Source organism: Pseudoalteromonas sp. UBA6610 (assembly GCF_002433295.1).
In the GTDB taxonomy this organism is placed as follows: domain Bacteria; phylum Pseudomonadota; class Gammaproteobacteria; order Enterobacterales; family Alteromonadaceae; genus Pseudoalteromonas; species Pseudoalteromonas atlantica.
Genome location: NZ_DJHW01000044.1, coordinates 1 through 25,662, shown reverse-complemented (window position 1 = coordinate 25,662; position 25,662 = coordinate 1). Strand labels below are relative to the sequence as shown.

Genomic DNA, 25,662 nt, shown 5'->3' with positions numbered 1-25,662 from the left:
AACAAGCTTAGTTGCGGGTAGTGATACAATTATAAAGGGTTTAAGATGGAAAAAGTCTCAAGTATAAACTGCCAAGAGCAAACTGGTTGGTTTACAAACTTATATAAAAAGCTAGTCACCAAAGCCTTTGCAAGTATTGAAACAGGCCAAATAGTGTTAGTTGAGAACAGTCGCTCAACAGTATTTGGTCAACAACATTCAGACTTAAAAACCACTATTACCGTTAACGATACTGCCATGTATAAAGCATTTGCGCTATCTGGCAGTGTAGGTGCAGGTGAGTCTTATATTCTTGGGCAATGGTCATGTGATAACTTGACCAAACTCATCGAAATTTTTGCCATAAACCAAAAGCAACTAGATGCTTTTGAAAAAAAATTCTCGTTTTTTAGTGGCCTAGCCCACCGTTTTAACCATCTCAAAAACAGCAACTCAGAATCTGGGTCGAAAAAGAATATCGTTGCACATTACGATTTAGGTAACGATTTATACGAGTCATTTTTAAGCGAGGAAATGCTCTACTCCTGCGCTGTTTATCCATCAAGAGACGCCTCTCTTGAGGATGCTCAACAAAACAAGCTTAAACAAATTTGTGAGCAGGTAGAGATAAACGAAGGCGATTCAGTTATTGAAATTGGCACAGGCTGGGGGGCGTTTGCGATTTACGCGGCCACACATTACAACTGCCATGTCACCACAACAACGATTTCTGATGAGCAATATGCCTATGTTGAAAACAAGGTTAAACAGTTAGGACTTGAAAATAATATAACTTTGCTCAAGCTTGATTACCGTTTATTAGAAGGTCAATACGACAAGCTTGTATCAATAGAGATGATAGAAGCAGTAGGACATGAATACCTACCAAGCTTTTTTAAGCAATGTAATAGTTTGCTTAAAGAAGACGGTGCAATGCTTATCCAAGCGATAACTATTGGCGATCAACGTTATCAACATTATTTAAAAAACTCTGACTTTATTCAGCAGTATATTTTCCCCGGTGGTTGTTTGCCTTCAATTAATGAGATGAGCGAGCAAATTAAGAACAATACCGATATGGTTATTCACACTGTAAGCGACATAGGCGCGCATTATGCTAGAACACTAGCCGATTGGCGCACACGCTTTATTGATAACTGGCACACCCTAGACAGTGACAAGTTTGATGAGCGTTTTTACAGATTATGGTTATTTTACTTTGCTTACTGCGAAGGCGCTTTTAGAACGCGAGCAACCAGTACCGTTCATTTAACGGCGCGTAAACCACGTTTTACTAGTCAAAATGACGAAATTGCCCTTAATTATTAATTTTGTGCTTTTTCAAACAGTGTGGTTTTTATCACTGTTTTTAGAAGCTCAATCTGTTTTATACACCTCTGGTATTGTTGTGCTTATGTTTGTTTTATCAAAGCAGCATAAGCTCGACGCGTTGCTTTTAGTCAAAGCTTTACCAATTGCGCTGTTATGTGAATACCTTGCTGTGCAGCTAAACCTTTTGGAATTTAAAGTATCCCCTTTTCCGCTTTGGTTAGCCTTGCTATGGGCAGCATTATTGCTTTGCTTAAACACATCAATGGCGTTTATTACTAACCTAAAACTTTGGCAAGCCTATTTAGTGTGCTTAGCCTTTGCGCCAATTAGTTATTATTCAGGCGCTCAATTTGGCGTGCTTAGTATTTATTCACCTGTGTGGATGTTTTGGCTTCTGTACGGCGCACTTTGGGCTGCTGCCTTTACATTACTTCTTATTATTAACCAAAAAATTAAAGCGATTATAAATTTTAGCAAGCAATAACAGGAGCTTGTATGAATATCAACGCAAAAATATGTGCAATAACGGCCGCAATGATTATGGCTACTTTTTTTACCCCATTGAGCTTTAGCGAAGAGCAAACTGACTTTAAAAAAGTGGGCGAGGCGCGCATGGAATATTTATTTTGGGATGTTTACGATGCAACGTTATATACCCGCTCAGGGAGTTACAAACAGGGGGCGCACCCAGTTAAATTTACGCTCACCTATTTGCGAGACTTTGCAGCAAAAGACATTGTTAAAGCCACTAAAGAGCAATGGCAGCATTTAGGTAAAAGTGACTTATCTGCTAAGTATGCTGATAAATTGCTCACTCTTTGGCCAGGCATTAAAAAAGGCGAGTCGTTAAGCCTACAAACATCACCAAGCGGTGAGGCTACTTTTTATCATAATGATAAAAAGTTAGGTGAAATTAGTGACTCACAATTTGCCAATCAGTTTTTAGCCATTTGGCTAAGCCCAAACACCTCAGAGCCAGCACTTAGAAAACAATTATTAGGGATTTAACATGTGCAATATAAATAAATTTAAACAGCTATGTATTTTAATGGCCGCATTATTTTTAGTAAGCTGCTCCGCGCCAAAAGTAGAGCACTACAATAGCAGCAACCCAGAATTTGATTTTAAAGCGTTTTTTAGTGGCGATTTGAAAGCATACGGCGTTGTGCAAGATTATAAAGGCGAACTCACACGTAAACTTGTTGTCTCTATGAATGCGCGCTGGGAAGGGAACGAGGGCGTTATAGAGGAAGACTTTATGTATGACGATGGTGAAACACAAAAGCGTATTTGGTATGTCACCCTTAATGACGATAATAGCTTAGTGGGACGTGCTGATGATGTACTTGGCATTGCAACCGGTAAAAGCGCAGGCAGTGTGTTTCATTGGAACTACAATGTGGCCTTACCCTACGACGGCAGTACGCTTGAGGTGAATTTTGATGATTGGATGTACCTGGTTACACAATCGCGCTTGATAAACCGAACGTCTATTGTTAAGTTTGGTGTCGAGGTTGGGGAAGTGACCTTAGTTATCGAAAAAATATAGAGCAGTGTGTTATTTAAAGTGTGCCTTTTGTGTACTTAAATTAAGTTTTAGTTAACCCAACACGCTGTATTTTACCGAGAATTATTAAAATTTTACGCATTTTCGAAGTATTTAAGCAAAAAATGCAATTTGCTGTTGCTAACTCCTTAAAAATGCATAAAGATAGGTTTTGCGAAGGCAAAATAATAACGAATAGGAATCTAACAATGAATAAAGCTCAATTAGTTGAAAAAATCGCTACTGATGCAGAAATCTCTAAAGCTGCTGCTACACGTGCACTTGACGCGTTTACTGGCGCTGTAACTTCTTCTTTAAAAGAAGGTAATTCAGTTGCATTAGTAGGTTTTGGTACTTTCTCAGTTAAAGAACGTGCAGCACGTACTGGCCGTAACCCACAAACGGGTGCTGAGATCCAAATCGCAGCGGCAACTATCCCAAGCTTTAAAGCAGGTAAAGGTCTTAAAGACCAAGTAAACCCTTAATTGTCGCTTTACAGAATTTTTTAAAAAAGAGCTATTTAGCTCTTTTTTTTTGCCTGTATTAAAGTAGCGAGCTTACCTAAGTTAAGCTTATTCCCACATGCCTAATTAGGTATTAATGCAGAGCGTTGTAATGCAAGGCTTAACATAAAAATCCCTGCTAATTGCTTAGCAGGGATTTAATATTAAACGCTTAAGCTTTAATTAATTACGCTTTTAGCGCTTTGTCACCACGGCCGATCCCTACAGCACCAGAGCGCACCACTTCAATAATGTCGGTTTCATGGCGTAGGGTGTCTAAAAACGATTCTATTTTGTCTGTGCTGCTTACCAGTTGTAAGCTGTAGCTTTGGCGACCCATATCTAAAATAGCACCTTGGAACACATCTACAACGCGTGTAACCGCTGCACGTGTGGTTTCGTCTTGGGCAAATACTTTAACAAGTAATAATTCACGTTCGATGTGACTCATTTCAGTCAAATCAATAATTTTAAGTACATCAACTAATTTATTAACTTGTTTGGTAATTTGCTCAACGATTCTATCATCACCCATAGTGGTAATGGTGATACGTGACAGTGACTCATCATCAGTGGTGCCCACTGTTAAGCTATCTATGTTGTAGGCGCGCTGTGAAAAAAGCCCAACAATGCGAGATAAGGCTCCCGGTTCGTTTTCTAATAAAATAGATAATATACGACGCATTATGCTTTTACTCCTTTACGTAACCACATCTCATCAATGCCACCTAGTTTAATTTGCATTGGGTATACATGTTCTTTTTCATCAACGTTAATATCTAAAAATACTAAACGGTCGTTAATACTCATGGCTTTATCTATAGCAGGTTGTAGCTCATCTAAAGTATCTACCTTTATGCCTACATGGCCATAGCTTTCAACAAGTTTTACAAAGTCAGGTAATGAGTCCATATATGAAGATGAATGGCGACCGCCGTAAATCATATCTTGCCATTGGCGTACCATGCCTAATGAGCGGTTATTTAGCGAAACCACTTTTACAGCCAAGTTGTACTGTAAGCATGTTGATAGCTCTTGAATATTCATTTGGATTGAGCCATCGCCGGTTACACACACTGACTCTTTATCAGGAAAGGCAAGCTTAACCCCCATCGCTGCTGGTAAGCCAAAGCCCATGGTGCCTAAGCCCCCTGAATTGATCCATTGGCGAGGGTTTTTAAATGGATAATATTGCGCTGCAAACATTTGGTGCTGACCTACATCAGAGCTTACATATGCGTCACCATTAGTGGCTTTATACACTGCTTCTATAACAGCTTGAGGCTTTATTTTATCGCCATCGGTGTTGTAGCTTAAGCACTTTTGCTCGCGCCAGCTAATAATTTGTCGCCACCAATCCTCTTGTGCACTGCGATCAATTTGAATACTACTTTTATCTATGCCGGCTTGCAGTTGCTCCATCACAGTGGCTAAACAGCCCACAACCGGAATGTGTGCTTTAATCGTTTTAGAAATAGAGGTTGGGTCTACATCTACGTGAACGATGGTTGCATTAGGGCAAAACTTTTTAACATTATTAGTTACACGATCATCAAAACGCGCTCCCAGTGCTAAAATTACATCGGCATTTGCCATTGCTTTATTGGCTTCAAGCGTGCCGTGCATACCCAGCATACCCACGTAGTTTGGGTGAATACCCGAAATACCGCCTAAGCCCATTAATGTATTAGTGATAGGTGCATTTAGCGATTCTACTAAGCGGGTTAATTGCTCAGAGGTGTTAGATAAAATAATACCGCCGCCTGAGTATATAACCAGTTTTTTTGCTTCTAAAATTGCGGTAACTGCTTTGCGAATTTGTTTAGAGTGGCCCTTTGTATTTGGGCTGTACGTTCTAAGCTCTGTTGTTTTAGGGAAGTTGTACTCAAACTTAATAGCAGGGTTAAGCATATCTTTTGGTAGCTCAACAACAACGGGTCCTGGGCGGCCAGTACTTGCAATATAAAACGCTTTTGCCAAAATAGCCGGAATTTCTTCAGCACTTCTGCAGTTAAAACTATGTTTTACAACCGGGCGAGAGCAGCCAACAATGTCAGTTTCTTGGAATGCATCGTCACCAATTAAGCTAGTAGGTACTTGCCCCGATAATACCACCATCGGGATTGAGTCCATATAAGCGGTGGCAATACCTGTAATACAGTTAGTTGCGCCGGGGCCTGAGGTAGCAAGTACAACACCAACTTCGCCAGTAGCACGGGCATAACCGTCTGCCATATGCGTTGCGGCTTGTTCGTGACGCACTAAAATATGTTCAATGTCTTCTTGTTGAAAAAGTGCATCGTATAAATCTAAAACCGACCCACCTGGGTAGCCAAATATATACTTAACCTTCAACTCTTTTAATGCCTGAACAACTAGTTCAGAACCATTATATTCTTGTTTGCTCATCCTCATTCCTCTGTGCGCTGTTTATGCATAAAAAAACCCCCGCGTAGTGCGAGGGTTTTTAAAAAGCAATTTCACTTTTTAATACATCCCCGCTGGGCTTATCACTAAGACCACTACGAGTACGATTAAAAGGTGAAGTTGTTTTTTCATAATTGTCACTTTATAAAAAGCAAAATGCTGCTTTAGATTAAAAATTCTATATGGGGTTATTTTTAAGGGTTTTACGTGCTTATGTCAACCTTGAAAGAGCTGTTTTGGATTAAAATTTCAAATTAATTTGTTTTAATACTAAAAAGTTGCACGCTATTTGTAGTTATATAAAAAATATGAAGAAATTATGCTAATTTTACCGAGTATCCATAATGGGTAAATAGGTGGTTTGAGCGCTGTGCTTAATGCATATATTAGGTATGATAGAGCAATAATTTATCTGGGGAAGATACAGTGAAAAAAATAATATGGCTTGGCTTATTTCTTTGCAGCCTAAATCTTAACGCAGCAAATACCAGTGCGCATGACCCAGGTATTATTAACAAACAAAGAATAGAGTATTGGTTAAATAAACGCGCTGATACCCAACAAACCACTAACAAGCCAACGGTTGAAAGCTACTTAGCGAATACTGAACGGCTTAACCCTTTGCAGTTAAAACCTGTTTCTACCATGAAAGCCCGCTTAACCGCTAAGCAAGCCAATAAGCAGCTGCAATATGCAAGTACGGCTAGCCCCAGTAGCGCGCTAAATGAGGTTAAAGTACTGGCTATTTTAATTGATTTTCCTGATTTAAAGCACGATGACAATCAGCTAGTTGATGATGATACCGATATGTATTACGAAAATTATACAAAAGAGCATTACCAACAATTGCTTTTTAATGAGGGTGGGTTTATTGGTCCTAATAATGAAACGCTTCGCAGCGTATACGATTATTATTACGACGCATCAGGTGCTAGCTTAGCTTTTAGCGGGCAAGTATATGGGTGGGTCAGGGCAAATAGTAATGCAAAAACTTATGGTGAGCGCGTAGGTAACACACGCGATATAAATGCCCCCGCACTGATAAAAGAAGCAGTCGAAAAAGCCACTGCACAATTTGATATTGATTTAACGCAATATGATTTAACAGATTTAGATGATATTGACGGCGATGGCATTATCAACGAGCCAAATGGCATTATCGACCATGTTATGGTTTTTCATTCCAGTATTGGTGAAGAATCCGGTGGAGGCTATTTAGGCGTTGATGCAATTTGGTCTCACCGCTACTACGTATTTGATGAAAACAGTGAACCTGTCAGTATTGCCGGTAGTAGCGTTAAGTTATCGGGTTATACTATAAACCCAATAGATGCCAGCATAGGTGTCGTTGCGCATGAATTTGGTCACGACTTAGGTTTAGCAGATGAGTACGATTTACAGTCAAATACCGTGGGTGAGCCTGTATCGTCTTGGTCAATAATGTCTACTGGTAGCTGGGCTGGTGGGCCTAGGGGTTCACAGCCCGTTATGTTTAGTGCACAGGCGCTTGAGTATTTACAAAACAGATACCAAGGCAATTGGGTGAACCAGCTTAATTTAACCATGGAGGAAGTGAACAGCCAGCCTCAGCAGTCGCTAGTTTATACTAGCTCACTTTCTCAGCAGCAAAGCCAAATTAAAGTGACACTTGCGCAGCAGCTAGAAAAATTTAAAACCCCGGTTGAAGGTGATTTTCAATTTTACTCTGGTACAGGTAACAATCTAACACACACGCTCTCACAAACCGTAACCTTACCTGAGACTGCTACACCACTGACTCTTAGCTTTTTAGCTTACTACAGTATTGAGCGCGACTATGACCTTGTACAAGTAAAGGTAAATCAAACTCCTTTAGCTGGTAATTATACAATCGAGACAAACCCTTATTATGGCGATATAGGCCCGTATATAACTGGTGATTCGTTTTTACATGCAGATGCGCAGCAACCTAATGGTTTTTTAATGCATGAGTTTGATTTAACACAATATGCAGGACAAACCATTACATTAAGTATTGAGTATATTACCGATACAAACACACAGTATTATGGTTTTGTAGCCGATGATTTAAAAATAACACACAACAATACTGTGATTTGGCAAAATAACGCAGAGCAGCCAAGTACTAACTTAGCGTTAAATGGTTTTAGCCGCGTGAGTAGTTATATTTATGCTAAACCAGCCCACTACTATTTACAGCTACGTGCGCACAGAGGTGTGGATGCCGGCTTACAAGCAGAGCAATATTCACCGGGAGTTTTATTGTGGTATAGCAATAGTGCATTTGATAACAACAACACAACTGATCACCCAGGGGGTGGTTTTAATTTAGTGGTTGATGCGGATCAAAAGCCAATTTATCGCGGTACAAGTAGCACCATACTTGCAGATACACCTATACAAGTACGCGATGCAGCATTTAGTTTATATCAGCAAAGTGCAGGTTTAGGCGATCAAGACTTAGCTGCCATTAATGAGTTTAATGATCATTTTGATTACAGCTTTACGCAGCAGGCTGTATCAGGTGTGGTGCTTACTCCCCAAGGGTTTAACTTTGAAATAGTCAACCAACACCCTGAAAGTGAAACAGCAGAGCTTTTGCTTAGCTATGATGCGCTACAACAAATAACCACAACAGTAAACGAGGCAACCGTTAGCTTTAATGTAGCCGGTTTAAAGTTAACCCCCACAGATACATTTTTATGGGACTTTGGTGATGGGCAATCGAGTACTGAGCTAAGTCCTACACATACCTATGCCGATTACGGCACCTATAGCGTTACCTTTTCGGCAATGGGTGAGACGTCTACGCAAACACAAACTAAACAAATTACCATCACAAAGCCGCTAGAAATTGAAAATTTAACGTATCAGTTAAACGGTGCGACTTTATCTGCTCAAGCAATCGTAACTGGCGGTGAAGCACCTTACAACATGAGTTGGCTTATAGATGGTGAACCCGTATCGCAAACTGAAAACCTAGATTACCAATTTAGCTACTCTGGAGATTACACCCTCGCGTTAATAGTAACTGATACGCAAGGAATAAGTGTTAGCCAACAACATGCTTTGAGAGTTAACGCACCGCTGCAATTAAGTACACGCCATACGGCAAATAACTTAACGGTACAATTTAATAGCTCACCATTAGGTGGATCTGGTAATTATACATATAGCTGGGATTATGGCGATAGCAGCCCACTAGGTACAACGCAAAACCCAAGTCATAATTACCAAGATGCAGGTAGTTATTCAGTAAAACTTGTGCTCACAGACAGTCAAACCAATGAAGTTATAAGTAGTGAGCTAACAGTCTCGGTACAAGAAGCGCAAAGTGAATCGTCATCAAGTGGTGGGGCAATAGGTTATTTTATTGCGCTATTAGTGATAAGTGGGTTTTATCGGCGTACCAGCAATAAAGTTTAATGATTTTGTGAAGTAAAACCATTTGACTTAAATGTCTAATAACTTAACACCAGTGGTATAAATATGATGCTCGCTGCATTAAAAACTCTATTTAAAATAAATAGCGTAGTTATGCCAAGTGATGTTATCAGCAAAGGTTAAAATACAAAAAAGCCAGCAATATGCTGGCTTTTAGGCTTAAAACAAGATTAACCTTGTTAAATTATAAACGGTCGATTACTGATTGAGTGAAATCAGTTGTACCGTGGCTGCCGCCTAAGTCACGTGTTGTGCGATCGCCTGATTTAATTACATCAGCTACTGCGCTGCGAATACGCTCAGCCGTGTCGCCCATATCTAAGTGCTCAAGCATTTGGATAGACGCTAAAATTACTGAAGTAGGGTTTGCTAGGTTTTTGCCAGCAATATCTGGTGCACTACCGTGAACGGCTTCAAAAATAGCAGCATCTTCACCAATGTTTGCACCTGGTGCCATACCTAAACCGCCAACTAAACCAGCACAAAGATCAGATAAAATGTCGCCAAATAAGTTAGTTGTTACTACAACGTCAAACTCTTCTGGTGTCATAACTAGCTTCATACATGTTGCGTCAACAATCATTTCAGTTGATTCAATTTGCGGGTAACGCTCAGCAACTTCACGTGCAACTTTTAAAAATAAGCCAGAGGTAGATTTTAAGATATTTGCTTTGTGTACTGCGGTTACTTTTTTACGGCCTTCACGTACTGCTAACTCGTAGGCAAAAGTGATGATTTTCTCAGCGCCTTCGCGAGTAATTACAGATTTAGCTTCTGCTTCGTTACCGTCTTCGCTTACTACTTGGCCTAAACCTGAGTACATACCTTGGGTATTTTCACGAATAGTAATGATATCGATATCATCGTAACGTGCTTTAGTACCAACAAATGATTTAACAGGGCGTACGTTTGCGTATAAACCAAACTGCTTACGTAATGTTACGTTAATAGACGTAAAACCTTCACCTACCGGCGTCGTTAGTGGGCCTTTAAGAGTGATTTTGTTTTTAGCGATTGTATCAATTGTTTCTTGAGGAAGTAGCTCGCCAGTTTTTTCTAGTGCAGCAAGGCCTGCATCAACAAATTCATAATCAAAATCGCAACCTGCGGCTTTTAATATTTCAAGTGCTGAGTCGATAATGCTCGGACCGATGCCGTCGCCTTTGATCACTGTGATGGTTTGTTTGGCCATTGACTTTTCCTTTAAAAGAATAAAAAACGCACATAAATTATTACTAATAATAGTAACTGCTTGTTAGGTCATTTATGTGACGTATGTGGATATATTTTGAGGGCGCATTTATACCAACTTATCGCCCATTTTGCCAGTTTATACTATAAATACAGGGTATAACCTGTGCTTATAGTCAGCATAAGTGACTTAAATGCTGTTATATAGCGATAAGCCTTGCAGTTGCGCAAAAAAATCATCCTCAGATTTAAAGCCTTGTGCTTTTAGCTGCGCATTTAAAGTTTGTTTTTGCCAAGGCGTTAAAGGCAGAGCGGGTTTAAAAATAGTTTGCGCCACGACCTTTAAACTAATCCATAATTTGTGCTGCTCGTTTAGCTCTTTTTTAGGTTGTTGTTCAGCATCGAGTAGGGGCTTGGTCCATGGATTATCACTCAGTAGTTGTGTTAATTCTGTATTTAAATGTTCATTATTAATCGTTTCCACCCCAAAAAAGGCAGCTAATGGGGCACTATAAGTTTGGTTAGGCACGCTACTTATGGTTACTTTTGCACAGAGCTGTGCACTGCAATGGGTTAATAAATAATGTACGTAACCATAGATGGGCAAGGCTATATGTTCGAATTGCTGTTTTGGGTTATTACTTACCATTAAAGCTAAAATACTAATAAAGCTATTAAGTTTATTCAGTACGATGTGTTTGTGCGGATGATGTGATGTATCCACTAATTGCTCAAATATAACCCGCTGAATAATCGCCGGTGCATTATCGTAGCCGACCATCGACAAGCTATGGCGTAAGTCTTTGGCGGCTTGGTGCTGATTGTTATAGGGCCTGACGGCTTGGCAGAGCTTCTGTGTTATTTCACTAAAAGGGGCTAGTAACTTATCTAAGCCTTTAAAACTATATTCATGCGCTACTTTTATATGACTCACTAACGCTATTAATTCGGCCTTTGAACTTATCTGCGCCGGGGCTTTACGTACCAGGTGCTCATTGTTCCAGGCTAAAAATAATACCCGTTTATCAGTACATAGCCATTGCATTGGTTGATCTTTAAGTGAGGTTTTAACCTTGTACCACGCCAGTTTTTTCTCATTATTGGCATTAATAAGTATATGCTTATTAGCCTCATCACTTGCTAGGTAAACCATTGCTTGGTCGCTGTAAACAATTTTACTGCCTGGCAGGTGTGGGCCTATATGCGCTATTAAATCCTTAATTAACCTTTGCGCAAATGGGTTAGCTGTTTTGACATACAACTCACCCAAAGCTTTGTAAAAATTTAATGGGTTCTTTTTCGATGTATAGGTGATGTTCATCGCGATAATATTACTTAATGCACACAAGGTTATGGCATTGTCATATAGCATTATGTCGCTAGTACTTAGTAAAGCTTGCTTATACTTATTTAGTTTAGCCAACATACGCACGCTATTTTGGGTAGGGTGCTGTGCACTGACCAACACTTTTGCTGCTAGCTGATGGCGAAAACGCCATATTTTTTTATCGCTGAGTGTAAGCATTTGCTGCTGCGCAATTTTATTATGTTGCGCTACAACGCAGCAATGCTCTACTAATGCAACACCAATATAAAGCTCGGTTAGTTCATCATCAAACTGTTGGCTAGCGCACAGTGCGGTGCTAATAACACACTGGTTAATAACGAGGTTTGTAGCAAAGTCGTATTGGCTTGTGTACAAGCTTAAACGCGCTTGTAAAGCGTGTGGGTGTTGCTGATACAAAACGCGATAGTGCTGGGCTGTTTGTACAACAAGCGGATAAAGATGTTGCCACTGCGTTTTGTCACTATAAATTGTTAGTATTTGATGTGTGTTATGCAGTAACCGCACTAACTGTTTTGAAATAGGCTCATCCATTGGCCATCACCTGATCTTTTCCTGATAAGTTGTATAGGCGCTGGGGCCCCATAAAAATAACTCACCATTTTTAAATAATAAGCCGGTGCATTCATCCATCGTGGTTATGCCATCTGAAGTTTGGTGCTGAGTACGGTAAAAAACAATCTGCCATACTTGGTCTTTATTACGTTTGGCATAGGTTAAATCGGGGCTTCCTAAATAATCGAGTACACTGTTTAAAGTAACCGCCTCATCAATAGACAGCTTTCTTATGTAGCGCTCGTTAAAGGCCTCACGGTCTTGCCAAATCATTGCTTGCGGGTCATCTTTATAAAAGGTGATCACTAAAGTCGCAATGAGTGCATACAAGCCTAACCCTAATATTAAGTATCTTATAAACTTTTTAATCATTTTTAACTCACACTCGCAACAATAAAGTGAGTATATATTGTGCGCTTAAACAGTGCTATCAACATGCGACTAATGCAACCTTAACTGCTTTAAACTAAAACCTAGCTGTATATCTGTACGCAAAGTGACTAATTGTTTAGAAATAACATACATGTCTTTTTGCTCAACTAGCTTTTTTTGAATACTGCTTGATAGGGCATCATCTTCTATGGCGCTATCTATGCTTTCGTAGGTATTTACAATAAGCTGAGCCGATTTAGTCCCTATGCCTTTAACGCCGGGTACATCGTTAGTTTTATCGCCCGCTAAGGCCCAAAAATCAATAAGTTTACTTTGCTCAATACCAAAGCGCTGCTCAATGCTGTCGCAATCTAGGTAGCTCTTTTTAAAATAATCGTACACACAAATATAGTCGTTCAAAAAAGGTAAAAAACCCTTATCGGTAGAAACAATGGTACTGTTTATCTTATTTTTTGCAGCTTTGTCGGCTAAGGTGGCTATGATATCGTCGGCTTCATCGTTGAGCGGTTCAAATACAACGATACCCGTTTGCTCTATAGCTTCTTTAAAGTAGTGCAGCGCATTTTTAAGCGTGTCGGGCATGGGGGCCCTAGAGTGTTTATATTGCTTATAAAAGTGGTAGCGCCAGCTTTTGTCGCCATCAAAGACAGCTATAGCGTGAGTGGCATTTGTTGACTGTAAAAGCTTTTTGCAAGCATGTGCTACGCGCGCGCAACTGGCCTTTAGCATCTGCTCTTCACTATGGTGTGTTTGGTTAGCGTCAACTGCGTAAATGCGCCTAATTAAATTAAGCGCATCAATTAAAAGTAAATGGGGTTTCAAATAGTCAAACTCATGCTTTTATTTCATAACAAGGGATATACTTACTACCGGGTAACTTCATACGACCTTGGTCTACAAATGCTTGTAATAGTTTATCCATATCTTTCATTAAATCAGGCTCACCACTTAACACATAGGGTCCATGTGCTTTTATAGCGCGTAAGCCTTCATCTTTAACATTGCCAGCAACAATTCCTGAAAACGCTCTACGTAGGTTAGCCGCTAATTGCTGCTTGGGCTGTTCTAGGTGCAAATCTAAACTTGCCATGTTTTCGTGCGTAGGTGCAAAAGGTTGCTGAAAATCGTTATCGATTTTAAGTGTCCAGTTAAAGTAGTAGGCATCGCCTTGGCTTTTACGATAATTACGTACATTTGCCATAGCTGATTTTAATTTTTGCCCTACTAGAGCTGGATCATCAATGATTACTTCAAACTTATCAAGGGCTTCTTTGCCTAATGTCAGCTCTACAAACTTACATAACTCGCTAAAGTACGCTTCGCTTTCTTTAGGGCCGGTTAAAATAACAGGCAAACACTGTTTTTCGTTATCCGGGTGCAGCAAAATACCTAATAAATAAAGTAATTCTTCTGCAGTACCTGCACCACCTGGGAATATAATAATTGCATGCGCCGTTCTAATAAATGCTTCAAGGCGCTTTTCAATGTCGGGTAAAATCACCAGCTCATTTACAATAGGGTTTGGTGGCTCTGCGGCAATTATACTAGGCTCGGTTAAACCAAGATAACGGTTTTCGCTAATTCGTTGTTTAGCATGGCCAATAGTGGCACCTTTCATCGGGCCTTTCATTGCCCCCGGGCCGCAGCCAGTGCATATATTTAAACCACGTAAGCCAAGCTCGTAACCTACTTGTTTAGTGTATTTATATTCTATTTCGTTAATTGAATGTCCACCCCAACACACAATCATATTTGGTTCGCTGTTAACACGCAGCGCGCCGGCGTTTCTAAGCATATCAAATACCATGTGGGTAATGGCTTTTTGTTCTTTAAGATCTTTTTCGTATTTTTGGCAAATAAATAAAATATCGCGGATCACCGAAAAAATATGCTCGTGAATACCGGTAATTATTTCGCCATCAACAAAGGCGGTTTCGGGAGGGTTTTCTAACTCAATTTTAATGCCGCGCTCGCGACTGACTAAACGAATATCAAAGTCTTGGTATTTGTCGTAAATTTCATTACTTGCGTCTGTGTGGCTGCCTACGTTAAGGACGGCTAAGGCACAGTTTCTAAAAAGTCGATAACGTTCACTGGCTGAAGATTGCTCTAATAAATCAACTTCCAATTGTGACAGTAAATCTAGAACCCCAGTCGGGTTTAACTGTATTAACATCGGCATTCTCCTTGCTGCTTAAAATGTAAAAACTGCATGTCATCTACTTTAGCACTCAAACTAATTGAGAATTATGACATTATTTACTCATACAAAGGCGATCCCGACCCGTTTTCTTTGCTTCATAAAGGGCGTCATCTGCTCTGTCGAATGCTTTGAGCGGTGTATCGCCTTTTTTAAATTGTGTAGCGCCTAACGAAATGGTGATTTCTATTTCTTTTTCTCTAAATTTAAAAGGAATATTTTTAATCACTTTTCTAAGTTTTTCAAGCGGCTGCGCTGCGTTTAACAACGAAAGCCCAGGCATAAGTAGTACAAATTCTTCTCCGCCGTAGCGGGCTATAAAATCAGACTGCCTTACTGATTTTTGCAGCGCCTTTGCAATAACTTGTAAGGTTATATCGCCTGCAGTATGACCAAATCTATCATTAATTGACTTAAAGTGATCCACATCAATAACCACTAGGGTAACATCCGAGGCTTGGACATTAAATAAGTGAAGCTCGTGATTGTAACGTTCATCAAAAGCCGCTCTGTTAGGAAGTTTTGTAAGGCTGTCGAGTAAACTTTTAAAGCGTTGCTCGTTTAGGCGTTTTTTATATTTGGTTAGTTTGCCTTCTAAGCTGCCGATTCGCTCGTTAATTTCATCAAAGCTGGCAATCAGCGTTTCGCGGTCTTTTCTTTCTAGCTGCTCTTTAGCAATAAAGTCTTGGCTGAGTGATTTTAGCTCGTTATCAACTAATTCTTTTAAAGAGGAAATAGACGTAGCAGATTGGGTTTGCTCGTTTAAATGCTTTATTTTTCCTTCAATACGTTTATTTAGTGTATCGAACTCTTCCCCCATTGATTTAGAGTGCTGGCTGGTAGATACAATTGATGAGTGCAACTCTTCTAATGTTTGGTTAAGCGAGACTAAAAAGCTTTGTGCCGATTGGCGCTCTTTACTGATATTTTTGACCACGACGCTTATTATATTTAAAGCAGCTTGCAGCAGGGCTTCTACATTATCGTTTTCGGTAATTGCATTTTTTATTTGTTTAATTTGTTCAGTCGATTCATCCTCTAACACCAGCTCATTAGCAAGCTCTAACAGCTTTTTAGCCATACGAGGAGAAGCATTGGTACTTGTTTCATCCGTGGTTGAAAGCTTGCTATGCAAAGCATGGTGATAAAAGTTAATAAGCTGATTTAATATCGGGATGTAGTCGTGCGTAGACTGTACATTATTAATTTCGTGGTCGAGTAAATGTCTTAAGGTGCGGCGGGTATCATCTGGTAAGCCTTTGGTTTTTTGTAAAAGCTTACCGGCTGTTTGTACGCTCGAAAACAGCTCTCGCTGATGGGCTGTTTGTAACGCCTCTTGGTTTTGCAGTAACAATAAAATGTCATCTATTAAAGGGGATAATATTTCAAACCCGACACCTTTATTTAGCGAACTTCTAAATTTGGCGAGTTTATTATCAAGCTCAATATCAAGCCCTTTACAGCTTAAAGACAGTTTTGCAGTTAGATTTGATAAAGTATCAACTTGGAGCTTACGCGCATTTTCAATGGCTATCCTTGCTTCAATTGCTTGCTTTAACTTTTTATCTACAGCGTTAGAGTTTTCAGACACCTAAGCATACCGCCATCGTATTAATTACATTACCTTCAGTTTACAACAAAATCATATTAAGTGTAGTTATCTAATTAAAAACTTAGCATTTTTACTTAGACCCTGCATGTAAACTGAGCTATTAGGTTGTTTGTCGTTTTTAATTCACTTTTAATTTATGCCTTGTTAGGCTTATTTCAAATAATAAGTAACCTTGAGTCATTATGAAAAAGCGTTTAGTCCTGTCAATGTTAGCGGCCTGTTGTGCAGCCCCTGCGTTAGCCGATGTAAATTATTCTTTAAGTATTACACAGCCACAACATCATTTAGGTAATGTAAGTGTAGAGTTTCCAAAGTCGGCGCAATCGCATATCGATGTTAAATTGCCTGCATGGCGTACTGGTCGCTACGAAATATTAAACTTAGCCAATGGGGTACGTTACTTTGCGGCCACAGACGACAATGGCAATGCATTAAAATGGGAAAAAATTAATCACAGCACATGGCGAGTGCATTTAGCTGAGCCAACACACGTGAATATTGATTACCAAGTATATGCAAACGAGTTAGGTAAACGTGCACGCCACATAGACGATAGCCATGCGTTTATTGATGCATCTGGCTTTTTTATGTTTAGTGAATCGTTTCGCCAAGAACCAGTTACCGTAGATTTAAAGGTGCCAAAAGCGTGGCGCTCTGTATCAGGTATGGAAAATGCGAGTAATAAACACAGTTTTAAAGCCGCAGATTACGATGTACTGGTAGACTCACCAATAGAAACAGGAATTAACAAACTTTATAAATTTGAAGTAGATGGCCGCCAATACGAGTTAGTTATATGGGGCGAAGGCAACTACGATGAGCAACTAATGCTTACTGATTTAAAAAAATTAGTGACCACAGGTAATGTTATTTGGAATAGCTACCCGTATGAGCGTTATGTATTTATGGTGCATGCTACATCGGGTGCTGGCGGGGCAACTGAGCATTTAAACTCAACCATTATACAGCGCCCACGGAATCGTTTTGGTAGCCGCGAAGACTACTTAGGCTTTATAAGTACCGCCGCGCATGAATTTATTCATACCTGGAATGTAAAAGCTTACCGCCCTAAAGGGCTGGCGCCTTATGATTACACCAACATGAACTACTCAAATTTATTATGGATTTCGGAAGGTTCTACTAGCTACTTTGAAGATCATCTATTAGTGCGCTCAGGCATAGAAACCACCGATGAGTTTTTTAAAGTGATGAGTAAAACGATTAATCGCCACTTACAAACACCGGGTCGAGAAGTACAAAGTGCCAGCGAAACAAGTTTTGATAAATGGATAAACCAAGGCGGCGACCACGCGCGTAATTACAGCACCAATATATATTTAGAAGGCTCATTGCTTTCTATGTTGTTAGATATACATTTATTAGAAACAACCCAGGCAAAAGTTAACTACCGCCAAGTACACAATGCTTTATACAACAAGCACACGTTACCACAAGGGTTTACTGAGCAAGATGTACTGGCAATATTAAAAGAGCTAACAGGTGAAGACTACACAACGTGGTGGCACGATAACGTGAGCACCCCAGCTAATATAGATTTTGATGCTTTATTAGGTAAAGTTGGCTTAAAGCTTACTCGCCCTAAGAGCGCTAAGCCATTAGCAAGCATTGATGCCACTGCAAAAAATAGCGGTGAGTTATTAACACTTACCCACGTTCGCAGAGGTGGAGCAGCATGGCAGGCGGGCCTCACAACAGACGATAAAATTGTGGCGGTTAACAAGCAGCATGTAGGAAAAGATTTAAAATCGAGCTTAGAAGTATTTAAAGCGGGTGAAAAAGTCACTATCGATTTTATTCGTCGCGATGCGCTCCAATCGACAACCCTCGTTTTATCGCAAGATTATGATAAACCTAAAAAGGTGGTTGCTGATAAAAATGCAACTTTATCTCAACGCGCCTTATTTAAAGCATGGATGGGGGTAGAGCACCCCATTAATGTGCAAGCTGATTAACATAATAGCGTTTTATTAAAGGAGCTTTGGCTCCTTTTTTTATATCTTATGCAAAGGTATATCACTTAAAAACCAACCTAAAAGTGCTAATTTTAAGAGTACGTCCTATTATTGTGTTAATAACGACTCTAGGTTGCGTATAAATGAAGTCATTAAAAACCACTCAAATCCTCTCACATCAATTTGTGCTTAACGATCCGCTGCATCAGTTATTTGATGCGATACACAGTATTTCTGTGCAAGGATACGATGAGCAGCGCCGCGTTATTTATTGGAATAAAGGCAGTGAGCTGCTTTATGGCTATACAAAAGAGTACGCAACCGGAAAAAAACTAGAAGATTTAATTATTCCGCCCCCAATGCAAGATGCGGTTATAGATGCTCATCGTGAGTGGCTCATAAACGATATCGAAATACCCGCGGCTGAGCTTACATTACAGCACCAAAATGGCAGCAATGTTACTGTGTTTTCAAGCCATGTTATGTTTACAAATCAGCATGGGGTAAAACAGATGTACTGCATCGACATTGACTTGAGCGATGTAAAACAAGCACAAGCGCAAGCTATGGATAAACAGCAGATGCTCGAAAAAGTATTTGAAGCCATTCCTGATTTGTACTTTTTACTCAAACCGGATGGCACCATAGTTGATTACCACGCAAATGATTTGAGCAACTTACATTTACAACCTGAGCAATTTTTAAATAAATCGATGTTTAGCGTATTGCCCTATACTGTAGCCAAAATGTTTAAAGACAATATTCAAGAGCTGTTAATTCACAAAGGTAATGTATGCTTTGAATACGAACTTTTAGTACCCAAAGGCGTGTTGTATTTCGAAGCGCGAGTGAGTTATTTACATCATTCAGACCAAGTCATGGTGATAATTCGTGACATAACAGAGCAGCATGAGTCAGACAAACTTATACGTAAACAAGCCTATTACGATAGCTTAACGCTACTTCCTAATCGTTTTTATTCTTTAAAACGACTTACTCAGCTGATTAGCACTGCGAGCGAAAAAAATACTTTAGCCGCTGTTATTTTTATCGACTTAGATGACTTTAAAAAAGTAAACGACACACTCGGGCATGAAATTGGCGATTCATTACTTATCAGCGCCGCTAATAAACTGAGCCAAATAGTTAATGAAAACGCGACCGTAGGCAGGTTAGGGGGCGATGAATTTATTATTTTACAACCAGAGCTACACAGTAAAAAACAGCTAGATGCGATTGTTACACGCTTACTTAAAAGCTTTAGAACCCCCTTTGAAATAGATGGCCGCGAATTGTTATTAACGTTAAGTATTGGCGTGGCTTTGTACCCTGATAATGGGGTAACAGCCTCTGATTTATTACGCCATGCAGACACAGCAATGTACCAAGCAAAAGCGCTTGGCAGAAACACCTACGCCTGCTTTACCAGCGAAATGAATACCGCCATAAAGAGGCGGTTAGCAATAGAAGAGCAGATGCATGTTGCTCTTGAGAAAAACGAATTTGAATTGTATTTCCAACCTAAATGCGATGCTAAAACACTTAAAATAATTGGGGCTGAGGCGCTATTACGCTGGAACAATAGTGTGCTTGGTAAGGTTATGCCCGATGAATTTATTCCGTTAGCAGAGCAAACAGGTTTAATTATTCCTATTGGAAAGTTTGTTATTGAGCAGGCATTAGCATTTTTAACGCAGTGGCAGGCAAGCTCTCAACAAAACTACAGCATGGCAATTAATTTATCACCAAGCCAATTTAGAGATTCAGAGCTGCTAAGTTTTATAGCAAGCACGTTAGAAAAAACCGGAGTAAGTGCTAAAAATGTCGAGCTTGAAATAACCGAAGGCGTGTTAATGAGCGTGCAAACCAATATAACAGAGTCGTTGCATGCACTTAATAAGCTCGGTATTAAACTATCCATGGATGACTTTGGCACAGGCTACTCATCGCTTCGCTATTTAAGGCAATATCCGTTTGAGGTATTAAAAATAGATCGCAGCTTTATTTGTGGTATTACCGAAAACCAAGAAGACTACAGCTTAGTTAAAGCCACAATTGCAATGTCGCATAGCTTAGGCTTAAGTGTGGTAGCTGAAGGCGTAGAAACATCAGCACAACAAAAATTACTAGCCGAGCTAAATTGCGATTTGATTCAAGGTTACTATTTTAGTAAACCGCTGCCTGCGCTACAGTTACTTGATTTTAAAGCGTTATAAGTACATTTATTATAGTTGTTAACCTAGACCCAGTGAGCTGTAAATAGCGTAAATTGAGCCGCCCACCGCATTTAGTATTTAAACCCTTTAGCCAAATAACGCTACACATTAATATTAAAGGCTTTACTGCTTCTGCTTTGGTATTTTGATAAAACAAAACCTATGCAGTGAAATAAAACACCCTCTAGATTGAGCAAAACTCATCCCGCAAACTTTAATTCCCCTGACACTCATAATTCATTAATTTAATTCATGTGCATTTTATAAGCTAATGATGCTAGGTTTAATCATCACAATATTGAAGGAAATAATTATGAAATTAGAGTCATTAGCACTGCACCATGGTTACGAGTCTGAAGAAACCACTAAATCAGCAGCAGTGCCTATTTATAATACCTCATCTTACACGTTTGATAACACGCAACACGGCGCTGATTTATTCGACTTAAAAGTACCAGGCAATATTTATACCCGCATAATGAACCCAACCAATGCCGTGCTTGAACAGCGTATTGCTGCAATGGAAGGGGGCATTGGCGCGCTAGCGGTAGCCTCGGGCATGGCAGCTATTACCTATGCTATTCAATGCTTGTGTGAAGTAGGCACTAATATTGTGAGCACCAGCCAAGTATATGGCGGTACATATAACTTATTTGCCCATACGTTACCGCGTCAAGGTATTGAAGCACGTATGATTAAAGCTGATGATTTTAGCGCCTTTGAAGACGCGATTGATGATAATACCCGCGCAGTATTTTGTGAGTCCATTGGTAACCCCGCAGGTAATATTGTCGATATTGAGCGTTTAGCTAACATTGCTCATAGTAAAAGGGTGCCACTTATTGTTGATAATACTGTGGCTACACCGTATTTATGCCGCCCATTTGAGTTAGGTGCCGATATAGTGGTTCATTCACTGACAAAGTATATAAACGGACACGGTACAGCTATTGGCGGTATGATTGTTGATTCAGGTAAATTTGATTGGAAAGCCAATGCCACACGCTTTGCAATGATGAATGAGCCCGATCCGTCTTATCACAATGTGGTCTATACCGATGCCTTTGCAGAAGCAGCCTTTATTGGTCGTTGTAGAGTAGTGCCACTTAGAAATACCGGTGCAGCACTTGCGCCCAAAAACGCATCTGACATTTTAATTGGCCTAGAAACCTTAGGCTTGCGAATGGAGCGTCACTGCGAAAACGCGCAGCAACTGGCTGAATACTTAGAAAACCACCCTAAAGTACTTTGGGTTAACTACGCTGGTTTAACATCAAGCCCATATAATGCAATGAGCCAAAAAATCACCAGAGGTAAAGCCTCAGGCATTTTAAGCTTTGGTATCGCGGGCGGCCTTGAAGCAGGCACGCGCTTTATTGATGCGCTTAATATGATCTTGCGTTTAGTTAATATTGGCGATGCTAAATCGTTGGCTTGTCATCCTGCGTCAACTACACACCGCCAATTAAATGATGAAGAGCTTGCAAGCGCAGGTGTGAGCCGTGATTTAATTCGCCTATCAGTCGGTATTGAAAACATTGCCGATATTATTGCCGATGTAAGCCAAGCGCTCGATAAAGCATAGTTATAAAATTAAGAACCTTGCGTAAGTAAAGAAGGTGCTTTTGAAGCGCCTTTTTTATTAAGTTTAATTTGCTTGGTTTGTTTTATAAATGCATTTGTATAAAGTTTATTTAAAACGCCGCTGTGTAATTGTTGAAACTTACGTTTAAAAAAAGCTTTTTTAACCTTGGTTTTAGTAGCGCAGCTTGCAATATCGCTCTGTATGTCTGTATTTTGCAAAACAGGGTATGGCATAAGCGAAAAACCATTTACGTGGGTTTCCCAAATATGCTGTAAGTCGCAATCTACAGGGCGGCCAAATTGGGCTGTGGCTTTAAGTAATTGCTTAGCCCCTTCATAGCTTATTGCCGTAGCACAACAGCCGGTCATTAGCTTTTTATGTATGACTAATTGCTGGTGGTTATTTAGGTTTTGCTGATAGGCAATAGGGCGAGTGCGGTTTTCATAAGCGGCGAGTTTAATAAGCTGCCAGGGCTGCTGTAGCAGCTCAATATTTTTTATCGCATTATGAATGCTCTCATCAATATAAAAGTCATCCTCGAGCACAATCGCGTAATCTAGTTTTTCATCAACTATTTTTTGCCATGCTTTACGGTGGCTTAAATAGCAGCCAATTTGGCCATTGCTTAGCGGATAGTGATACTGCTGTTTATTTAATTGCGGGCTGTAATGTAGGAGCTTTTGTTGTGTACTCAATTGTGCGCCATCTACGGCATCAATCCGTTCAAATGACAAGTTAACACGTGCCAGTTGCGTTTGAGTATTTGCGAGTCGCTGCGCGGAGCGCGCTAAGTTTATTACAAATAATGCTGCCATGATGTTCACCCCCTACCGTTTTTAGCAATACTAAAGGGGGGCTGTTACACGCAAGTGGCAAATTTATGGCTTTTTTAAGTCAGCTCGCGGCTGCGCTAAAATGGCGTTTTTTTCTTCTTGGCTGAGGATGATCCAATCAAATATTTCTTCATTAGTTCGCCCGCAGCCAGTGCAATAACCGCTGCGGCGCTCACATATGCCTAAACAGTCTGTTTTTAACTTAGTGTTTGAGTGTGTGGGTTTTTGCATTTAATTTCCTAGCGGTGGAGCAATTTCAAAACGGGTAATATAGCGCGTTCTGTTTTGAGAGGTAAATAAGGTGATAACTGGATGAGCTTCATCCAAAACAAAGTTACTACTGATTGAAGTTGCTGACTCTTTCGTATTTTCGTACCAGCCTTGTGACGCTACACATTGACGTATTTTATCCACTGTTTGTATATGTAGATTTGTGGCATGGGCTTGTTTGTTCTCACTCGTGCATTGATAACTAAACTGCTTATTATGTTGAGTAATGGTGCAGGTATTGCCTATAAAATGAGTATTAGCATGCCACTGGTTTATAAAATCATTTCCCACTTTATTTGCTTTTACTGCATTAAAGCCGTTAGTGTGCGCATTAAGTAATGTGTTTAGTGGCCTACATGCGTTTTGCGTTTTTACTATTTTAGGCGCAGGGGCTTTTTGGCTTACACAGCCTGTTAGTACCAATAAGGATAAGGCTGTGATAATTGATTTATTCATAAGCAACGCTAAAAGAATTCGATAAGCTGCACCATACGCAACCTATGTAAAAAAATAAATACCATAACGTAAAAAGGCCCATAAAATATGGGCCTGTAAATGCGCTAAAATAAAGCAGCTGTATTATTTATGGCGACCTTGCAGGCATTTTACAACGTCTTCAAGGGCTAAGCCTTGGCGTTGTAGTAATACAGTAAGGTGGTAAATTAAATCAGCGGATTCGTTAGTAAGCTCATCGTTATCGTGTTTCATTGCAGCAAGCGCTACTTCTACGCCTTCTTCACCTACTTTTTGACAGCTACGGCTTAAGTCTTTAGCAAACAATGAAGCTGTGTAGCTTTTTGATGGGTCGTCGTTTTTACGCTCAACAATCACATCTTCTAATTGCGCTAAAAAGCTTAGGCTAGGTTTTGCGTCATCACCAAAGCAGCTTTGTGTGCCTAAGTGACATGTTGGGCCTTCTGGGTTAGCCAGTACTAAAATTGAGTCGTAGTCACAATCGGTATGCACTGATACTACGTTTAAGTAGTTTTCTGATGACTCACCTTTGGTCCATAAACGTGACTTTGAACGCGAGTAAAAGGTTACTTTGTTACTTTCAAGCGTTACCTTTAGTGCTTCGCTGTTCATGAAGCCTTGCATTAAAATAACACCAGAGCGAGCATCTTGAACAATCGCAGGGATCATTTCGCTTTTAGCAAAATCTACTTGAGTTTGGTTTTGTTGTGTTACTTGCATAGTCTTGCTGCCACTTGGTTATCAGTTAAAAATTGTTTTAATTCGCCAATGTTAATCACATTTTTGTGAAAAACGCTTGCTGCTAATGCGCCATCGACTTCGCTTTGTTTAAATACATCAACAAAGTCTTGCATACTGCCTGCACCGCCTGATGCGATTAAAGGAATATTACACAATGCGCGCATTTTACTTAGCTGCTCATTGTCGTAACCGTTACGTACGCCATCTTGGTTCATACAGTTTAAAACAATTTCGCCTGCGCCTAAGTCTTGTACGCGTTTAACCCATTCTTCGGTTTTATAACGTGTACGGCTTGATGCATTAGGATCGCCGGTTAATTGATACACTAAGTATTCACCGGTTACTTCATCGTAAAAGCTATCAATACCTACAACAACACATTGCTTACCAAATTCATCATGTAGCTCTTTTATAAGCTCAGGGCGGGCAATAGCAGGGCTGTTAATACTTATTTTGTCAGCGCCACGCTCTAGTACACGTGCTGCATCGGCTACCGATTTAATACCGCCAGCCACACAAAATGGAATATCGATGTGGCGGGCAATGCTCTCTACCCAATTTACATCAAGTAGGCGTTTTTCAACGCTTGCGCTGATTTCATAAAAAACCAGTTCATCGGCGCCGGCATCGCTGTAGGCTTTTGCCATTGTTAAAATATCGCCCACTATTTCGTGGCCTTTAAATTTAACGCCTTTTACTACTTGGCCGTCTTTTACATCTAAACACGGGATTATGCGTTTTGATAACATGCCAACGCCTCCTCAACACTAAATGCGCCATCAAGTAGTGACTTACCTAAAATAACGCCGCCTACGCCCAGCTCTTTAAGCTTTTTAATGTCATCAAGTGAGCTTACGCCACCCGAAGCTTGCACTTTAATGCTGCTGTTATGGCGAGTTAAATCTTCATAAAGCTCAAACGATGGGCCAGTCATGGTGCCATCTTTACTGATGTCCGTGCATAAAAAATCAATAACGCCCAAGCTTACATAAAAATCTACAAGCTCAAGTAAACCAAATTCAGATTCACTTAACCAACCATGG

Annotated in this window: 23 protein-coding genes; 9 read left to right on the top strand and 14 right to left on the bottom strand. The window is 40.0% G+C overall.

Translation table 11 applies throughout. The features are described from left to right. The first annotated feature begins 45 nt into the window (after nucleotides 1–45). From B4F91_RS05800 to B4F91_RS05780, 5 genes are all read left to right on the top strand, one after another. Complete coding sequence (locus tag B4F91_RS05800) at nucleotides 46–1,308, top strand: SAM-dependent methyltransferase (protein WP_029774496.1); 1,263 nt, start codon at nucleotides 46–48, stop codon at nucleotides 1,306–1,308. Beyond that, entirely contained in the window at nucleotides 1,283–1,795 is a 513-nt protein-coding gene (locus B4F91_RS05795; protein WP_096042975.1) for a DUF2878 domain-containing protein, read from the top strand. The genes B4F91_RS05800 and B4F91_RS05795 overlap by 26 nt, the downstream gene beginning before the upstream one ends. Before the next feature lie 50 nt (nucleotides 1,796–1,845). Then, nucleotides 1,846–2,319, top strand: coding sequence for a chalcone isomerase family protein (locus B4F91_RS05790; protein ID WP_286938462.1), 474 nt, complete (start codon nucleotides 1,846–1,848; stop codon nucleotides 2,317–2,319). 1 nt (nucleotide 2,320) lies between these two features. Then, nucleotides 2,321–2,860, top strand: coding sequence for a DUF3833 domain-containing protein (locus B4F91_RS05785; RefSeq protein WP_286938443.1), 540 nt, complete (start codon nucleotides 2,321–2,323; stop codon nucleotides 2,858–2,860). Nucleotides 2,861–3,066: 206 nt separating this feature from the next. After that, entirely contained in the window at nucleotides 3,067–3,342 is a 276-nt protein-coding gene (locus B4F91_RS05780; RefSeq protein WP_004586404.1) for an HU family DNA-binding protein, read from the top strand. 205 nt (nucleotides 3,343–3,547) lie between these two features. On the opposite strand, the gene ilvN is transcribed toward B4F91_RS05780, so the two are convergent. Both ilvN and B4F91_RS05770 read right to left on the bottom strand, forming a co-directional pair. Further along, complete coding sequence (ilvN, locus tag B4F91_RS05775) at nucleotides 3,548–4,045, bottom strand: acetolactate synthase small subunit (RefSeq protein WP_004586403.1); 498 nt, start codon at nucleotides 4,043–4,045, stop codon at nucleotides 3,548–3,550. Beyond that, nucleotides 4,045–5,769 (bottom strand): acetolactate synthase 3 large subunit, encoded by a 1,725-nt coding sequence (locus B4F91_RS05770; RefSeq protein ID WP_054981927.1) that lies wholly within the window; start codon nucleotides 5,767–5,769, stop codon nucleotides 4,045–4,047. Before B4F91_RS05770 ends, ilvN begins: the two co-directional genes overlap by 1 nt. Before the next feature lie 444 nt (nucleotides 5,770–6,213). Between B4F91_RS05770 and B4F91_RS05765 the strand changes: the two genes are divergently transcribed. Next, nucleotides 6,214–9,213 (top strand): immune inhibitor A domain-containing protein, encoded by a 3,000-nt coding sequence (locus B4F91_RS05765; RefSeq protein WP_286936727.1) that lies wholly within the window; start codon nucleotides 6,214–6,216, stop codon nucleotides 9,211–9,213. Between the two features lie 202 nt (nucleotides 9,214–9,415). On the opposite strand, the gene B4F91_RS05760 is transcribed toward B4F91_RS05765, so the two are convergent. The 6 genes from B4F91_RS05760 to B4F91_RS05735 form a co-directional block, all read right to left on the bottom strand. After that, entirely contained in the window at nucleotides 9,416–10,423 is a 1,008-nt protein-coding gene (locus B4F91_RS05760) for an isocitrate dehydrogenase (RefSeq protein ID WP_004586400.1), read from the bottom strand. 189 nt (nucleotides 10,424–10,612) lie between these two features. Further along, nucleotides 10,613–12,301, bottom strand: coding sequence for a hypothetical protein (locus B4F91_RS05755; protein WP_286936725.1), 1,689 nt, complete (start codon nucleotides 12,299–12,301; stop codon nucleotides 10,613–10,615). 6 nt (nucleotides 12,302–12,307) lie between these two features. Continuing rightward, nucleotides 12,308–12,694 (bottom strand): DUF3192 domain-containing protein, encoded by a 387-nt coding sequence (locus B4F91_RS05750; RefSeq protein ID WP_004586398.1) that lies wholly within the window; start codon nucleotides 12,692–12,694, stop codon nucleotides 12,308–12,310. A 69-nt stretch (nucleotides 12,695–12,763) separates the two neighbouring features. After that, nucleotides 12,764–13,537, bottom strand: coding sequence for a flap endonuclease Xni (gene xni / locus B4F91_RS05745; protein ID WP_264389898.1), 774 nt, complete (start codon nucleotides 13,535–13,537; stop codon nucleotides 12,764–12,766). 10 nt (nucleotides 13,538–13,547) lie between these two features. Beyond that, nucleotides 13,548–14,891 (bottom strand): nucleotide 5'-monophosphate nucleosidase PpnN, encoded by a 1,344-nt coding sequence (gene ppnN, locus B4F91_RS05740; protein WP_004586396.1) that lies wholly within the window; start codon nucleotides 14,889–14,891, stop codon nucleotides 13,548–13,550. A gap of 79 nt (nucleotides 14,892–14,970) precedes the next feature. Then, the gene (locus B4F91_RS05735; protein WP_121638513.1) at nucleotides 14,971–16,506 is read right to left on the bottom strand and encodes a GGDEF domain-containing protein; all 1,536 of its coding nucleotides are present in this window, start codon (nucleotides 16,504–16,506) and stop codon (nucleotides 14,971–14,973) included. A gap of 203 nt (nucleotides 16,507–16,709) precedes the next feature. Between B4F91_RS05735 and B4F91_RS05730 the strand changes: the two genes are divergently transcribed. The 3 genes from B4F91_RS05730 (at nucleotide 16,710) to B4F91_RS05720 (ending at nucleotide 22,301) form a co-directional block, all read left to right on the top strand. After that, a complete protein-coding gene (locus B4F91_RS05730) occupies nucleotides 16,710–18,500 on the top strand; it encodes a M61 family metallopeptidase (RefSeq protein WP_286936722.1) in 1,791 nt (596 codons plus the stop codon). A gap of 143 nt (nucleotides 18,501–18,643) precedes the next feature. After that, nucleotides 18,644–20,716 (top strand): sensor domain-containing protein, encoded by a 2,073-nt coding sequence (locus B4F91_RS05725; RefSeq protein ID WP_286936720.1) that lies wholly within the window; start codon nucleotides 18,644–18,646, stop codon nucleotides 20,714–20,716. A 313-nt stretch (nucleotides 20,717–21,029) separates the two neighbouring features. After that, on the top strand, nucleotides 21,030–22,301 hold the full coding sequence (locus B4F91_RS05720) for an O-acetylhomoserine aminocarboxypropyltransferase/cysteine synthase family protein (protein WP_096042982.1): 1,272 nt from the start codon (nucleotides 21,030–21,032) through the stop codon (nucleotides 22,299–22,301). An 8-nt stretch (nucleotides 22,302–22,309) separates the two neighbouring features. Here B4F91_RS05720 and B4F91_RS05715 read toward each other — a convergent pair whose 3' ends face one another. The 6 genes from B4F91_RS05715 to B4F91_RS05690 all read right to left on the bottom strand — a co-directional run. Continuing rightward, on the bottom strand, nucleotides 22,310–23,116 hold the full coding sequence (locus tag B4F91_RS05715) for a glycosyltransferase family 25 protein (RefSeq protein ID WP_096042983.1): 807 nt from the start codon (nucleotides 23,114–23,116) through the stop codon (nucleotides 22,310–22,312). Between the two features lie 63 nt (nucleotides 23,117–23,179). After that, entirely contained in the window at nucleotides 23,180–23,365 is a 186-nt protein-coding gene (locus B4F91_RS05710; protein ID WP_024031736.1) for a DUF1289 domain-containing protein, read from the bottom strand. Further along, nucleotides 23,366–23,860 (bottom strand): lipoprotein, encoded by a 495-nt coding sequence (locus tag B4F91_RS05705; RefSeq protein WP_054981936.1) that lies wholly within the window; start codon nucleotides 23,858–23,860, stop codon nucleotides 23,366–23,368. Between the two features lie 123 nt (nucleotides 23,861–23,983). After that, nucleotides 23,984–24,598, bottom strand: a complete 615-nt coding sequence (gene hisIE / locus B4F91_RS05700; protein ID WP_054981937.1) for a bifunctional phosphoribosyl-AMP cyclohydrolase/phosphoribosyl-ATP diphosphatase HisIE — start codon at nucleotides 24,596–24,598, stop codon at nucleotides 23,984–23,986. Further along, nucleotides 24,589–25,368 carry an imidazole glycerol phosphate synthase subunit HisF gene (gene hisF / locus B4F91_RS05695; RefSeq protein WP_006793443.1) on the bottom strand — a complete coding sequence of 260 codons (780 nt, stop codon included), beginning with the start codon at nucleotides 25,366–25,368 and terminating at the stop codon, nucleotides 24,589–24,591. The genes hisIE and hisF overlap by 10 nt, the downstream gene beginning before the upstream one ends. Then, nucleotides 25,350–25,662: HisA/HisF-related TIM barrel protein (locus B4F91_RS05690; protein ID WP_288635422.1), on the bottom strand; the 313-nt coding region annotated here is incomplete at its 5' end. The genes hisF and B4F91_RS05690, both read right to left, overlap by 19 nt.

What these genes read in the sequence shown, in the direction of transcription:
- B4F91_RS05800 (WP_029774496.1), top strand. Translation starts at nt 46, where the DNA reads ATGGAAAAAGTCTCAAGTATAAACTGCCAAGAGCAAACTGGTTGGTTT.
- B4F91_RS05795 (WP_096042975.1), top strand. Translation starts at nt 1,283, where the DNA reads ATGACGAAATTGCCCTTAATTATTAATTTTGTGCTTTTTCAAACAGTG.
- B4F91_RS05790 (WP_286938462.1), top strand. Translation starts at nt 1,846, where the DNA reads ATGATTATGGCTACTTTTTTTACCCCATTGAGCTTTAGCGAAGAGCAA.
- B4F91_RS05785 (WP_286938443.1), top strand. Translation starts at nt 2,321, where the DNA reads ATGTGCAATATAAATAAATTTAAACAGCTATGTATTTTAATGGCCGCA.
- B4F91_RS05780 (WP_004586404.1), top strand. Translation starts at nt 3,067, where the DNA reads ATGAATAAAGCTCAATTAGTTGAAAAAATCGCTACTGATGCAGAAATC.
- ilvN (WP_004586403.1), bottom strand. Translation starts at nt 4,045, where the DNA reads ATGCGTCGTATATTATCTATTTTATTAGAAAACGAACCGGGAGCCTTA.
- B4F91_RS05770 (WP_054981927.1), bottom strand. Translation starts at nt 5,769, where the DNA reads ATGAGCAAACAAGAATATAATGGTTCTGAACTAGTTGTTCAGGCATTA.
- B4F91_RS05760 (WP_004586400.1), bottom strand. Translation starts at nt 10,423, where the DNA reads ATGGCCAAACAAACCATCACAGTGATCAAAGGCGACGGCATCGGTCCG.
- B4F91_RS05755 (WP_286936725.1), bottom strand. Translation starts at nt 12,301, where the DNA reads ATGGATGAGCCTATTTCAAAACAGTTAGTGCGGTTACTGCATAACACA.
- B4F91_RS05750 (WP_004586398.1), bottom strand. Translation starts at nt 12,694, where the DNA reads ATGATTAAAAAGTTTATAAGATACTTAATATTAGGGTTAGGCTTGTAT.
- ppnN (WP_004586396.1), bottom strand. Translation starts at nt 14,891, where the DNA reads ATGTTAATACAGTTAAACCCGACTGGGGTTCTAGATTTACTGTCACAA.
- B4F91_RS05730 (WP_286936722.1), top strand. Translation starts at nt 16,710, where the DNA reads ATGAAAAAGCGTTTAGTCCTGTCAATGTTAGCGGCCTGTTGTGCAGCC.
- B4F91_RS05725 (WP_286936720.1), top strand. Translation starts at nt 18,644, where the DNA reads ATGAAGTCATTAAAAACCACTCAAATCCTCTCACATCAATTTGTGCTT.
- B4F91_RS05720 (WP_096042982.1), top strand. Translation starts at nt 21,030, where the DNA reads ATGAAATTAGAGTCATTAGCACTGCACCATGGTTACGAGTCTGAAGAA.
- B4F91_RS05715 (WP_096042983.1), bottom strand. Translation starts at nt 23,116, where the DNA reads ATGGCAGCATTATTTGTAATAAACTTAGCGCGCTCCGCGCAGCGACTC.
- B4F91_RS05710 (WP_024031736.1), bottom strand. Translation starts at nt 23,365, where the DNA reads ATGCAAAAACCCACACACTCAAACACTAAGTTAAAAACAGACTGTTTA.
- B4F91_RS05705 (WP_054981936.1), bottom strand. Translation starts at nt 23,860, where the DNA reads ATGAATAAATCAATTATCACAGCCTTATCCTTATTGGTACTAACAGGC.
- hisIE (WP_054981937.1), bottom strand. Translation starts at nt 24,598, where the DNA reads ATGCAAGTAACACAACAAAACCAAACTCAAGTAGATTTTGCTAAAAGC.
- hisF (WP_006793443.1), bottom strand. Translation starts at nt 25,368, where the DNA reads ATGTTATCAAAACGCATAATCCCGTGTTTAGATGTAAAAGACGGCCAA.